Source organism: Variovorax sp. Sphag1AA, assembly GCF_014192575.1.
Taxonomy (GTDB): domain Bacteria; phylum Pseudomonadota; class Gammaproteobacteria; order Burkholderiales; family Burkholderiaceae_C; genus Variovorax.
This window is the reverse complement of sequence record NZ_JACHYC010000001.1, coordinates 766,333-779,617: the sequence shown is the minus strand read 5'-3', so window position 1 is coordinate 779,617 and position 13,285 is coordinate 766,333. Positions and strand designations below refer to the sequence as shown.

General features: G+C 62.8%; 13 protein-coding genes. 10 read left to right on the top strand and 3 right to left on the bottom strand.

From position 1 onward, the window contains the following. Window positions 1–414: 414 nt before the first annotated feature. Both FHW64_RS03840 and FHW64_RS03835 read left to right on the top strand, forming a co-directional pair. On the top strand, window positions 415–2,838 hold the full coding sequence (locus tag FHW64_RS03840) for a sensor histidine kinase (RefSeq protein ID WP_221210165.1): 2,424 nt from the start codon (window positions 415–417) through the stop codon (window positions 2,836–2,838). A gap of 142 nt (window positions 2,839–2,980) precedes the next feature. Further along, window positions 2,981–3,478 (top strand): hypothetical protein, encoded by a 498-nt coding sequence (locus FHW64_RS03835; RefSeq protein WP_184523203.1) that lies wholly within the window; start codon window positions 2,981–2,983, stop codon window positions 3,476–3,478. Between the two features lie 383 nt (window positions 3,479–3,861). Here the strand turns inward: FHW64_RS03835 and FHW64_RS03830 are convergent, their stop codons facing one another. Both FHW64_RS03830 and FHW64_RS03825 read right to left on the bottom strand, forming a co-directional pair. Continuing rightward, on the bottom strand, window positions 3,862–4,287 hold the full coding sequence (locus FHW64_RS03830) for a hypothetical protein (RefSeq protein WP_184523202.1): 426 nt from the start codon (window positions 4,285–4,287) through the stop codon (window positions 3,862–3,864). Between the two features lie 177 nt (window positions 4,288–4,464). Next, window positions 4,465–5,082, bottom strand: coding sequence for a response regulator transcription factor (locus tag FHW64_RS03825; protein WP_184523200.1), 618 nt, complete (start codon window positions 5,080–5,082; stop codon window positions 4,465–4,467). 271 nt (window positions 5,083–5,353) lie between these two features. On the opposite strand from FHW64_RS03825, the gene FHW64_RS03820 reads away from it, so the two are divergent. Beyond that, window positions 5,354–5,650 (top strand): hypothetical protein, encoded by a 297-nt coding sequence (locus tag FHW64_RS03820; RefSeq protein WP_184523198.1) that lies wholly within the window; start codon window positions 5,354–5,356, stop codon window positions 5,648–5,650. Further along, a complete protein-coding gene (locus FHW64_RS03815) occupies window positions 5,650–6,858 on the top strand; it encodes a YbfB/YjiJ family MFS transporter (protein WP_184523196.1) in 1,209 nt (402 codons plus the stop codon). Before FHW64_RS03820 ends, FHW64_RS03815 begins: the two co-directional genes overlap by 1 nt. A 204-nt stretch (window positions 6,859–7,062) precedes the next feature. On the opposite strand, the gene FHW64_RS03810 is transcribed toward FHW64_RS03815, so the two are convergent. Further along, the gene (locus FHW64_RS03810) at window positions 7,063–7,632 is read right to left on the bottom strand and encodes a flavodoxin family protein (RefSeq protein WP_184523194.1); all 570 of its coding nucleotides are present in this window, start codon (window positions 7,630–7,632) and stop codon (window positions 7,063–7,065) included. 450 nt (window positions 7,633–8,082) lie between these two features. Here FHW64_RS03810 and FHW64_RS03805 point away from each other — a divergent pair, with 450 nt between their 5' ends. From FHW64_RS03805 to FHW64_RS03780, 6 genes are all read left to right on the top strand, one after another. Then, window positions 8,083–9,024, top strand: coding sequence for a thioredoxin family protein (locus tag FHW64_RS03805; RefSeq protein WP_221210166.1), 942 nt, complete (start codon window positions 8,083–8,085; stop codon window positions 9,022–9,024). Window positions 9,025–9,257: 233 nt separating this feature from the next. Then, entirely contained in the window at window positions 9,258–10,487 is a 1,230-nt protein-coding gene (locus FHW64_RS03800; protein WP_184524237.1) for an epoxide hydrolase family protein, read from the top strand. Between the two features lie 39 nt (window positions 10,488–10,526). Continuing rightward, the gene (locus tag FHW64_RS03795; RefSeq protein WP_184523190.1) at window positions 10,527–11,024 is read left to right on the top strand and encodes a RidA family protein; all 498 of its coding nucleotides are present in this window, start codon (window positions 10,527–10,529) and stop codon (window positions 11,022–11,024) included. A gap of 10 nt (window positions 11,025–11,034) precedes the next feature. After that, a complete protein-coding gene (locus tag FHW64_RS03790; RefSeq protein WP_184523188.1) occupies window positions 11,035–11,745 on the top strand; it encodes an SDR family NAD(P)-dependent oxidoreductase in 711 nt (236 codons plus the stop codon). Window positions 11,746–11,777: 32 nt separating this feature from the next. Next, window positions 11,778–12,614: an enoyl-CoA hydratase/isomerase family protein gene (locus FHW64_RS03785; protein WP_184523186.1), complete on the top strand. Its 837-nt coding sequence runs from the start codon at window positions 11,778–11,780 to the stop codon at window positions 12,612–12,614. An 18-nt stretch (window positions 12,615–12,632) separates the two neighbouring features. After that, entirely contained in the window at window positions 12,633–13,199 is a 567-nt protein-coding gene (locus FHW64_RS03780) for a Dps family protein (RefSeq protein WP_184523185.1), read from the top strand. Window positions 13,200–13,285: the final 86 nt, after the last annotated feature.

Genomic DNA, 13,285 nt, shown 5'->3' with positions numbered 1-13,285 from the left:
TTCGACGGCGTTCGAAGCGTCCCCCTGCTGCCGCCACCTGGAGGTTCGTTCGAGGGCAATGTTCGGGCGCTGCTCGGCGGTCGCGATGGAACGCTTTGGATCGCCACCTCTGACGGCCTGCTCGGCTTCCGGGACGGCTCCTTCACCGTCCCGTCTCACACGATCGGATCCGCGGTCAACGCGATCCATGAGGATACCGACGGCACTCTCTGGACGGCGGGGTCTGTCCGCGGAAATGCCCTGCTCTGCGCTTTCCGGAAGCCGCATTTCGAATGCCGCGGTCAGGAAGGCGGCCTCGGCCCTTCTCTTTTCGGAATTCATCGTGACACGACCGGTGCATTCTGGTTGCTCGGGCCGGAACGGATATGGAGATGGCCCGAGCGGCGCGACGAGATGGATTCATGGAAGCTTCCCATGGGTGCCAACGGACTTCGCACCACGTCCGAATTGGCAGACCGATCGCTCATCGTAGGCTTGCGGCGCGGTGTGCTACGGGTCAACGGGAGCGGGCTCGGAACACTGGATCTCCCCGAATGGGCGCGCAACCTCACTTTCGTCAAGGCGCTGCGCGACAAGGACGGCGCGCTTTGGCTGGGCACGTCGGACTATGGGCTGCTGCATCTGCATGAAGGCCGATGGGACAACTTTTCCAGGGCAGATGGCCTTTCGGGAGACAACATCCTCGACCTTTTCGAGGACCGGGAGGGCAATGTGTGGGTCTCCACCTCACGCGGGCTCGACCAGTTCCGCGCGGTCGCAGCAGCATCCCAATCGGATCAGAATGGTCCTAGGGGGCGATCCCGATCGGTGCTCAGTGCGCGCGACGGAAGCCTCTGGACGGCCACTACAACCGGGGTGTACCAGCAGCCGTCCGGCTCGCTAGGCGTCTGGAAGCTTCGCCGGCCACTGCTGAGCGGCGTCAGCAGTCTCTTCGAGGACCGAGAAGGCAGGATCTGGGCCCCATCGAACGTCGGGGTCCAGTACTTCGATGGTGAGCATTTCGTCGATCCTGCGGGCATTCCCTCCGGCCCCATCGACGCGATCGCCGAGGACACGATTGGCGATCTGTGGTTCGCACATCGCGAACTCGGGCTCCTGCACGTACGCCCGAATGGAAAGGCGGCATTCACGTCGCAGGCCCTTGTGCATCCATCGGGCCGAGTCAGCACGCTGGCCTTCGACTCTGCAAGTGGAACGCTCTGGATGGGATTGTGGTCCGGCGGCCTAGTGAGCGTGAGGGAGGGGCGGATTGCAAGTGCGCTGTCGCTGCCTTCCGAGAACCCACAGAACTCACGCGTCAATCACATTCGCATCGAATCCAACGGAACGCTCTGGGTGTCCAGTTACAGCGGACTGCATCGGATCGCCAACGGACAGGTCGACCGTCTGGACATACAAAGCGGCCTTCCCTGCGATCGCCTGCTCTGGTCCACTGTTATCGAGGACTCCTTGTGGGTAGCCGCCCAGTGCGGTCTGATTCGCATCGACCGCGCCGAGCTCGACGGCTGGGCCCAGGCGATACGCAGCAAGACGCCCAGGAAGGTGCGCGTTCAACTGCTGGACCACTGGGACGGCGTGGGGCAGGCCATTGTGGAAAGCACGATCGGCTACCTGGTGACCAGCTACAACTTCACGCCAAAGCTCACCCATTCGCCGGATGGAAGGCTCTGGGTCGTGACGGGCGACAGCCTCGTGACTGTCAACCCCAAGCGGATCCCGTCGAACAACCTGCCGCCGCCGGTTCACGTCGAAGAGATCGTGAGCGACGGCAAGACCTATCCGACAAAGGCGGGCATGCGGCTGCCGCCGCTACCCAACGACCTGGCGATCTCCTACACCGGCCTGAGTTTCGTTCTCCCCGAGCGAATCAAGTTCCGATACAAGCTGGAGGGACGCGACGCCGATTGGCAGGATGCAGAGAATCGGCGCCAGGCGTTCTATTCAGATCTTGCACCGGGCAACTACCGCTTTCGGGTCATCGCGGCGAACGCAAGCGGCACGTGGAACCGCGAGGGCGCATCGTTGGAATTCTCCGTTGAGCCCGCCTGTTGGCAGACAGGCAGCTTCCGTGCGGCGTGCGTCGCCGCGCTCGCATTGCTTTTCTACTCCATTCACAGGCTGCGCCTCGCGCAGTTGTCCCGACGCTTCGACGCCTCGTTGGAGACGCGCGTCAAGGAGCGCACGAGCATCGCTCGCGAACTGCACGACACGCTGCTGCAGACGTTCCAAGGTCACGTGCTGCGGCTGCAGACGGCGCTGCAGCTTTGGCCTCGCGAGGACGGACGCCGCATTCTGGAGGAAGGGATCGATCAAGCCGCTGCCGCCATCACCGAGGGTCGCGATGCAGTGCAAGGACTTCGCACCGACGCGAGCGAGGGCAACGACCTCGGCGCCACCGTTCAGGCACTGGGGCGCTCGCTCGCGACCGATGCCGAAAAGTCGGCCATCCGCTTTGGCGTCGAGGTTCATGGCCGGACTCGCGGTCTACACCCTGTCGTACGTGACGACATCGTGCGCATCGTCGGCGAAGCCTTGCGAAATGCCTTCCATCACGCCGCTCCTGGTCGAGTCGAGGTTGAGATCCGCTTCGGCGAAAAAGACCTGCGGCTTCGCGTGGTGGACGACGGCAAGGGCATGGACCATGGCGTCATCCAGCGCGGGCGCGAAGGTCATTTTGGCCTGCAAGGCATGCGTGAGCGCAGCAAGCTCATAGGAGGCAAGCTGACTCTCTGGAGCCGGCCCGACTCGGGCACCGAGATTGAGCTGATCGTGCCTGGCAGCCGGGCCTACGCCGTCGTTTCGGAACGTGCGCAAGCCACAAGCTCTCGACTGCACTGAGCGCTGCGCGTCCGTCATCAGCCTCGTCGAGACCTTCGTCCAATAGCGCATGAACCTCTGCTTCGATTGAATCTGGTAGGTCCTGACGCGCATCGGCAACGCTCCGTTCCACCGATGTGCGTGCCACTCCACCAGATTCATCATGAACACGCACACCTCCAGATCGTCGAACCAGACCGCCGTCCGCATTCCTGAGTGTCTGACGCCCGCTCCGCCCCGTGGCGCAGCATTGCTGCAGGCCGATGATGTCTTCCAATATCGCCGGATGGAGATTGCATTCCGTGCCAGCGGCGGGATGGCGAACGCCTATGAGGTCGTCGCGCGATTGGCTTGTCATACGGATCAACCGATCTCGCGGCTGGCACGCTGGATCGTCCAGCATGAGGCACTGAACATCCAATGGCGTTCGCAGATCCTGCTCCCGTGGTTCCAGTTCAATCTGAGCACCATGGACCTTCGTCCGGACGTCACTTCTGTGCTCGGTGAGCTGTGTCCAGAATTGAGCGATTGGGAAATCTGCGCCTGGTTCGCTGAGCCCAATGCGTGGCTGGGCGGCGCCTTGCCGGTGGACATGGTGGACCGGAAGGCCCGCTCGGTTCTGGATGCCGCTCGGGCTGAGCGCTATCTGCTTCGCGCTTGATCAAGGCATTCCGCCATGCCTCCGGACTCCGACAACCTCAGGTCTCTTTCGCCCCAGAGGCGGGTTGCTCTGTCCCTCCCGAAGCCGAGAGTGCGACGTTAAGTGCGATTCAAGAGACTGCACATGGGTTCCGATATGGACGACCGGCATCGAGGCGAGCCTCGTCTCGGCGCACTCGTGAGCCCCGAGTCGATGCCACTGAGGGCGTGCACGCCTGGAGTGCTGCCCTCGTAGCGCTTTCTGCCTGACAGTTCGGCGGATGCGTCCTGAAACGAGGCAAGGACCTCGGATCTCGACGACAAGCGTTGATGCGCTGGAGCGTTCGTTCTCGTGTCCAGTTGGAAGCGCAAGCTGGTCCCGCTCGCGCTTCCGACCTCGCTGACCTACTTCTGGTTGGCGTTGCCGTAGTTGTCCCCATAGTCGGGAATCTGGCCTGCCTTAGCCTCGGCCTTCACTTCTTCGCGCTGCTTGGTACGTTCGGCGCGTCGCTCGTCCGGCGCAATGCGGCGAGTGGGCGCAGGGCGCGGATCGCCTTCGCCCGAGTGGAAGTTCATGGCGGCATCGACTCCGTCGGGCCGGCGTTCCTTGCGAGCCTGGTTGCGCTCAGCGCGCGACACCTTGGGCTTCGCATCCGGGATAGGGTTGCCCTCGCCAGGTTGGAAGGTACGCGCTGCTTCCACCCCTTTGGCACGTCGCTCTGCGCGGACGGCCGCCTTGTCGGATGCGTTGGAAGATTGGGCGAGTGCGGAAAGGGGTTGGGTCAACAGCAAGGCCGACGCAGCGGCAAGGAAGATGATCGATGGCTTCATGGTGGCTCCGAAAAGCGAGGGTTGAGGAATTCTGCGGATCAGGACGTGATGCGCTCATCGCAGAATCTTGATCGTCGGCTGGCCCCATCCACAGGGCCACCGACGAAGGGTGCAGCGCGGTCTAAGTCAAAGGAAGGACTTCCGAAGGCGACAGGCTTTCGCCCAGACCGGCACGCGCTATGCGTACTGCATGCGCAAGTCTGCGGGAGCGAAATTCGTCCTCACCGGTTCACCTAGCGTGCCCAGCGGCAAGTCGACGAGACCCCGATTGACCGCAATGCCTGCCGCGTGTGTGCGCGACGTCGCGCCCAGCTTGGACATGATGGCAGACATATGGGACTTCACTGTTCCGATCTCGATGTTGAGATGCCGTGCAATGACCTTGTTCGGCTCACCCGTGACCACCAGTCGAAGCACCTCGATCTCCCTGGAGGTCAAGGCAATCCGGGTCAGGCTGTCGGCCATGCGCTGCGCGACCGATCGGCACAGGTAGCGCATTCCGCTGGCGACGACGGTCACACCTTCGACGAGGTCCCGAAACTCGCCCCCCATGAGCAGGTAGCCGTGGACGCCCGCCTCGATGGCGCGTCGAACATCCGCCTCCTTGTCGTTCGAGGTCAGCGCGAGAATCTTGGGCGTAGCAGATGGCGCTCGGTTCGCACGGTTCGCCTGCGAGGAAAGCGCAATCGCTTGGCCATAGTCCGCGACCACAACGTCGATCCTCTGCTCATGTGACTCCACGTCACCGGGGCCGCCTTCGAAAACTTCGAAGGCGTCGTGCTGGCGCAGGGCCATGGCGATTCCCACTCGGAGGAGCGGGTCGTGCTGCATCACCAGCACGGCGAGTCGGTTGGGTGTGGCGTAGTTCATGGAACTGGACTTAGGTGGTCAGAAGGTGGCGTCATCTCACACCAGGCGTTGCTCGCGAGCCATTGCACGTTGGTATCACCAATACCTAAGCACCGTCATCCGGCACCAAGCGGGGATGCCGTCCTGACCGGGGAGGGATTCTTCCGTAGCACCGAAGCAAGATGGCCGTCCGCCGCATGGACCGCAAAGTCTCGTCATGACCTCATCCCAGCTCCTGCTGCGCGTGGCCGCCCGCACCGATCGTTGGCCGCCGCAAAGCGCGCCCGCTCCCCGCTACGAGTTGCAATTTCCACAGCTGCCCTACCCTTGCCATAACTATGCCGTTCCGTGCGACGACAAGGGCAGGATCGAGCTGTTCCAACTGAACGAAGAGCGCTCGGTCCACCTACGTCCTCGCACGATCGACTGGCGATCGCGAGTTCTTCATGTCGGTGATCCATCGTCGGCCGCATTGCGGCGCCACGGTCATCATCGACTGCGCGGAATAGCGTGATGTCTGGCCGCCCTCGGACAGCGTTCGTAGTCGTCGCGGGGTTCTGCGCGACCCTTGTTGGGGTCGGTCTTGCCCGTTTCTCATACACGCCGCTTTTGCCTGCGGTGATCGCCAACCACTGGTTCTCTGCCTCAGCTGCCACATACCTGAGCGCGGCTAATCTGGCGGGCTATGTACTGGGCGCTCTGAGCGCCGCGCGGCTGGCCCGATGGTTTCCCGTCCGTGCTGTGCTGCGAGCCTTGATGATCGTGACAACGGCGTCGCTCGTTGCTTGCGCCTGGCCGCTGGACTTCCTGTGGTACTGCAGCTGGCGGCTGGTATCCGGCGCGACAGGCGGCGCGCTGATGGTCCTTGCCGCGCCAACGGTGCTTCCCTGCGTAGATCCAAAACAGCGGGGACTCGCAAGCGGCATCATCTTCATGGGTGTCGGAGTCGGAATTGCTGCATCAGGCTTGCTCGTTCCGCACTTCCTGCGACATGGCTTGACGTCAACCTGGCTCTACCTGGCCGGAATTTCGATGGCCCTGACGGCCATCGCGTGGAAGGGTTGGCCGCAACCGACCGCTGCTTCCGAGGCGACTCTGGAAAGTCCGCCAAGCCACGCGTTGCACTCGCCACGCCAGCTACACCTCCTGAGCACCCAGTACGCGCTCAACGCGGCCGGCCTTGTACCCCACATGATCTTCCTGGTCGTCTTCATTGCCGACGGGCTGGGCCGGGGTCTGGCAACAGCTTCGCACTATTGGACCGCCTTCGGAATAGGTGCCATTGCCGGGCCGGTCCTCGCTGGCAGCGTGGCCGATCGCTACGGCTACCAGCGCACACTGCGCACGGGGCTCGGCGTCCAAGCAGTTGCCGTCGCGATTCCTGCCGTAGACCCCTCGCCTGCATGGCTCCTCCTGTCTACCTTGATCATGGGCGCGTTCACGCCCGGGATCGTCCCGCTGGTACTGGGGCGAATCCACGAGATGCTCGCTCATCGCTCGATCGCAGAGAGGACTTCGGCGTGGAGCATTGCCACCACGAGCTTCGCCGTGCTCCAGGCTCTGGCTGCTTATGGGCTGTCCTATCTGTTGGTCTTGCGTGGAAGCTATGCCGCCTTGTTCATCATTGCTGCCACCGCGATCCTCTGTGCGCTGCTCATCGATGTCCTCGCAGGCGCGCCCGTGCGAGGACGGCCAAGAGGAGCAACTGAAAAGCCGGACTGACCGCCCCGCTCCGTCCCGCTTCAAGACCAAGGATCGCGTTCAACCTTTGGCTGAGGTTCCACAGGCGCGGCAATGATCGCGTTCGTGAGATCCGGCGCGTCTTTGACGCATGGCGACCTGAGCTCGACCTCACTACGGCGTGTCGCCGATATGCTTCGTGCGCTGCGAAGGCCTGGGGCGTTGCCCCAGGCCGCCACCGAGGCCTTACGCCATCTCCGGCTCGCGCAGACGCTCAAGGATCCGACGGACGCGTTCACCGAAGCGGCGCGCCGTCTCCAGATCGCCGTCGGCCATCTCGTCGGGCGTCGCGTCGGATGGAGTCGTCGTCGCCAGACCCGTGAAGGACGCGACGTAGTTGATGTCATCCCGTTTCGCGGCTTTGCTGTTGCTGGGCATCATGCCGGTTCCTACCCAGATCATCCCGTGCTGCTGCGACATGGTGAACAGGGCATACAAGGTGGACGCCTTGTCGCCATTCATGCCCGCCGAATTCGTGAAAGCGGCGGCCAGCTTGTCCTTCCATCCCTCGTTGACCCAGACCCTCGAGGAGTCATCCAGGAATCTCTTGAACTGCCAGCTCGTGCTGCCCATATAGGTTGGCGAGCCAAAGACAATCGCCCTCGCGTCCGCGAGCTGCTCCCAGCCGCCAGGCGGCAGGTTTCCTTCGCTGTCGACCTTAAGGAGACGGGCCCGGGCTCCGGATGCGACTGCCTCTGCGACTCGGGTGGTATGGCCGAAGCCGCTGAAGTACACGACGATGATTTCTTCTGACATGTCAATTCCTTCGTAGTGGTTGCGTCTGAACTGATCGTCCACCACGGACGCACAGGAACGCCCACAAAGTCTGGTCATTGGCTCTGCCTGCGGCGACAGCGGATCGGCCTACGTCGCGATCCCACATAGGTAGGACTCACGGATGAGACGTTCCCGGGGGTGAGACTTTCGTCCAATGGACGAAGAGCGGACCAATGGTTGAAATGGCCCGCAACACGCGGGCACCGCTTGGCATCGCGCCACGGCGCCACACCAACTTGGACAGCGCCCGCACCAAAGGAGCGCCAGATGAACAAGGTCATTCCCTTCTTTCTCGCTCTTGTCGCGACAGCGCCCGCCATGCGGGTGGCGGCGAATAGCACCGAATCAGATCTTCGGCCCGTGCCGGCGGCTGTCCCGACCCCTTCCAGTGCGACCGGGTGGCACTGGGCACCTATGACAACGAGCCGCATGCCCGACTTCGAAGGTGCCACGGGCTGGTTAAACTCGCCGCCGCTCAGCTCACCCGCACTGCGTGGGAAAGTGGTGCTCGTGGACTTCTGGACGTTCTCGTGCATCAACTGGCGGCGCGAGTTCCCATACGTTCGTGCATGGGCGAAGCAGTATCGCGATCGCGGCCTGGTGGTCATCGGCGTGCACACGCCGGAGTTCCCCTTTGAGATGGATCCAGAGAACGTGGAGCGTGCGGTCCGCGACATCGGGGTTGACTACCCGGTAGCCCTGGACAGCAATCGCGCGCTTTGGCGGGCCTTCGGCAACGCCTACTGGCCCGCGATCTACCTTGTCGATGGCCGCGGCGTCGTGCGCTACCACCATTTCGGCGAGGGCGGCTATGAAGCTACCGAGCGAGCGATACAACGCGCGCTGTCCGAGACCGGGCAGATCGCCAACGACGAGTTGGTTGCGCCTGCATCCCAAGGCGCGGAAGCGCCGGCGGACTGGGGCAACCTGCGATCGCCAGAGAACTATGTTGGCCTTGCGCGCACGAGCGGATTGGTGGTCGATGCATCGCCGGGTCAGCGTCGCACCTATATCGCGCCCGTGAGTCTGCGAAACAACGAATGGTCGCCGGTCGGGGAATGGATCCTCGGAAGCGAATCCGCCGTGCTCCAGCGCGCCAATGGGCGCGTCGCCTACGGATTTCACGCTCGCGACCTGCATCTCGTGATGGGGCCATCCGAAGGGGCAGGACCCATCCGCTTCCGTGTCTTGATCGACGGAAAGCCTCCAGGTGCCGCTCACGGCCTCGACGTCGATGAGCAAGGTTTTGGCAACGTGGATTCCTCGCGGATGTATCAACTCATACGTCAACCTGGTCCGATACGTGACCGTCGATTCGAGATCGAGTTCATCGATCCCGACATCGAGGTGTTCTCCTTCACGTTCGGCTGACACACCTACCCGTCCCTCTCGACTAGACGATGGTATGGACGACACCTTCGTGCAATGGATGAGGTGTCCTCGATCTGATGTGATGAGACCTCGCGCTTGAACCGTGCCGCCCTGGCCACCGCGCTCAACAGGAGATCATCTTGTCCAACGCATCCTCGACTATTCGCAAGCTGCGCTTGCGCGCCGTTTGCGCCACCCTCACAGCAAGCCTCGCGCTGACGAGCACCCCCACGATGGCGCAGACTTTGGCTACACCCGCGGTGTCCGTCAATGACTCCCCGGCGGACATGATCCGCCCCTTCAAGGTACACGTCTCCGAAGAAACGCTGGCGGATCTTCGCAAGCGCGTAATGGCCACGCGTTGGCCCGACAAGGAGACCGTGCCGGACCAGTCTCAAGGCGTACCCCTGGCAAAGCTCCAGGACCTCGTTCGCTACTGGGGCACCAGCTATGACTGGCGAAGGATCGAAGCGAAGCTCAACGCGCTGCCGCAGTTCACGACCGAGATCGACGGCCTGAACATTCATTTCATCCACGTGCGATCCAAGCATCCCAACGCGCTGCCAATCATCATCACCCACGGCTGGCCGGGATCCGTCCTGGAGATCGTCAAGGCCATCGACCCGCTGACCAATCCGACGGCGCACGGCGGCCGCGCCGAGGACGCGTTCGACGTTGTTATTCCCTCGATGCCTGGCTACGGGTTCTCGGACCGCCCCGTCGGCACCGGTTGGGGGCCCGACCGCATGGGGCGCGCCTGGGACGTACTGATGAAGCGACTTGGCTACAAGCGATACGTCTCTCAAGGTGGCGACTGGGGCTCCGTCGTTGCCGACGCAATGGGCCGCCAAGCGCCCCCAGGTCTGGTGGGCATCCACGTGAACATGCCGGCAACGGTTCCCGAGGAGGCTGCAAAGGCCTTGAGCAATGGAGATCCCGCCCCCGCGGGACTGAGCGAAAAGGAGAAAGCTGCATACAACGCGCTGGACACATTCTTCAAGAAGAACGCGGGCTATGGCGTGATGATGGTTACGCGGCCCCAGACGGTGGGCTATGGCCTATCGGACTCGCCCGCCGGCCTGGCGTCGTGGATGTTCGACAAGTTCACCCAATGGACCTACAGCGGGGGCGACGCCGAGCGTTCCCTGACAAAGGACGAGATGCTGGATGACATCACGCTCTATTGGGTCACCAATAGCGCGATCTCATCGGCGCGGCTCTATTGGGAGAACAACAACAACAACTTCAGTTCGCCTGCCCAGCGAACCACCGAGATCAAGGTTCCCGTGGCGGTCACCGTATTCCCCGGTGAGATCTACCAGGCGCCGAAGAGCTGGACGCAACGCGCCTATCCCACACTCGTCTACTTCAACGAGGTGGACAAAGGCGGGCACTTCGCTGCCTGGGAGGAGCCGCAGTTGTTTGCGACCGAAATGCGTGCGGCCTTCAAGTCATTGCGCTAGGGACGTACACCCGTCGCACAACGTTGCTGGAACCTAGTCATGAACGAACTCTTGCAATCCTCTCTCCAGCCGCCCAGTGCAGAGGACCGGCTGCGCGACCTCCAGATCGACTTGCCCTCCCCGCCGCAGCCGCTTGGCATCTACGCAATGGCAGTGCAGTCAGGCCGGCTTCTGTTTCTCACCGGGATGCTGCCGACGGTTCAGAACACGGCCAGGTGCACAGGCCGAGTTGGAGCTGAACTCGGTGTCGAAGCCGCCCGCGATGCCGCTCGGATCGCCGCCCTGAATGCACTGGCCCTGATCCGCGCTCACACAGGATCTCTGGACCGGGTGGCGCGCATCGTGCGGCTGAGTGTGTTCATAACGACTACAGAGGACTTCCTGCAACAGCCGCGGGTTGCGGACGGCGCATCCATCATCCTTCAGAACGTGTTCGGAGAAGCCAGGAATCCCAGCCGTTTGGTCTTCGGCGTACAGAGCCTCCCGCTGGGCGTCCCGGTGGAGCTGGAACTCATCGTCGAGTTGGAAGAAGACTAGGAGCAATGCAATGAACAACGGTCAGAAGGTCGCGATCGTCACCGGCGCCTCGCAGGGGATCGGCGCGGGGCTTGTCAAAGGGTTCCTCCGCATCGGCTATCGCGTGGTTGCCACCTCCCGGTCCATCACACAGTCACCTGACGACAGGGTGCTGGCGATCCCCGGCGACATTGCCGATTGGTCCACCGGGGAGAAGGTGATCGGCGCCGCAATGAAGCAATTTGGGCGCATCGACACCTTGGTGAACAACGCGGGCATCTTTCTGTCGAAGCCTTTCACCGAGCTCACGCGAGCGGACTTCGACGACGCGATGAGGGTCAATCTCGTGGGCAGTTTTCGGATCACGCAGCTCGCGGTCGAGCAAATGAACCCGAGGAACAGCGGGCACGTCGTGAGCATCACCACCAGTCTCGTCGACCACGCGCGTTCGGCTGTTCCGGCGGCCCTCGCAGCCATCACCAAGGGTGCCTTGAATGCGCTCACCCGATCGCTGGCCATCGAACATGCGGCGCGCGGAATTCGAGTCAATGCAGTCTCGCCCGGCGTCGTCGACACGCCGATGCACGCCAAGGAACACCACAGCACGCTTGCCCAACTGCATCCACTCGGTCGCCTCGCACAGGTCGACGACGTGGTTGCAGCCGTTCTCTATCTCGAAGCTGCGACGTTCGTCACGGGCGAGATCCTTCATGTAGATGGCGGGCAAAGCGCCGGCCACTGAGTCAGTCCACTAATCAAACCCGGAGAAGCCCAATGGCAAGCCAAGACCAAATTCGACTGATCCAGAACTCCCCCGCGTACTGGACCGCGACCTTCGATCACCCGCCCGTCAATATCATTGGCCCGGAGACGATCGGTGAGTTGGATGCGTTGATCTCAAGGATCGAGACGGATGCAGACGTTCGAGTCGTCGTGTTTACCAGTGCCAATCCGGATTTCTATCTGGCGCACTACGACATGTTCGTGGACAAGGCCGTGACGCAGAAGATGAAGCCGGGCAAGTCCGGCATGCACCCTTGGCTCGATGTCCTGACGAGATTGTCCCGGGTCCCCGCCGTCACCATTGCCGCAATTCGGGGTCGGGCACGGGGCGCAGGCAGCGAGTTCGCTCTGGCGTGCGACATTCGTTTTGCCAGCCGGGAGAAGGCCATCCTCGGACAGTTCGAAGTCGGCCTTGGCGCCGTGCCCGGCGGTGGCCCGATGGCCAGGCTTCCCCTGCTCATGGGACGGGGACGGGCTCTGGAAGTCCTGCTCGGCGCCGACGACTTCGACGGTTCGCTCGCGGAGCGCTATGGATACGTCAACCGCGCCGTCCCCGATGAGCATTTCGAGGGCTTCGTGGATGCATTTGCACGTCGTGTCGCCGGCTTCGAGAAGGCCGGCATCGTGGACACGAAGGCCTTCGTGAATGATGCAAGCCTGCCCCCCGACTCCGTGTTCCCTCCTGCGTTGCAGGCGTTCTACGCATCTGTTGCGCGGCCCGAGACTCGTGCGCGCTCGACCGCGCTGGCTGCCAAGGGGCTGCAGACGGCATCCGACACCGAGCTTCGGCTCGGCCACCATGTCTCGACCTACTCGGCGTCGGCCTAGAGGCGAACGGAGGCAAAAATGACCAACGACAGCAATTCGGTAGCTCAGCCCTCGGAATCGCACGCACAGGCTTTTGGCAGCTTGGTCCCGGTCCGTCTGGGCCTTGCTCAGGATGTTCGCCACAAGAGCGTCATGTCCCTGAACCGCCTCCTGGCGCACACCATGGCACTGCGCGACCTGTACAAGAAGTTCCATTGGCAGGCCTCGGGTGCGACGTTCTTCGAACTGCATCAACTGTTCGACAAGCACTATGGCGAGCAGGAAGCCATCATGGACGAGATCGGTGAACGGATACAGACGCTCGGGGGTGTGGCTCGGGCAACCGCGCGAGACATCGTTGAAGAAACCCGGCTTGCACGCCCGCCGGGCGGCATCGAAGGCTCGCAGGCTCAGCTCCACCGCCTACTGGGAGCGCACGAACTCGTGCTCGGCGAAGCGAGGCCACTGGCAACCTCCGCCGCCGACATCGGCGACCTGGGTACGAACGATCTGATCGTCCGGCTTGTCCGTGCGAATGAGGTCCAGAGTTGGTACGTATGGCGCCAATCATCGGACGTGGTTGCGATACCGCCGAATGAGTGTTGATTGATCCGACCCGCCTGCTCCAGCGACAACGAATACATCTGCAACGGGCACAGTGCAACGCCTTCGACGGACGCCGCCGGCCGGCT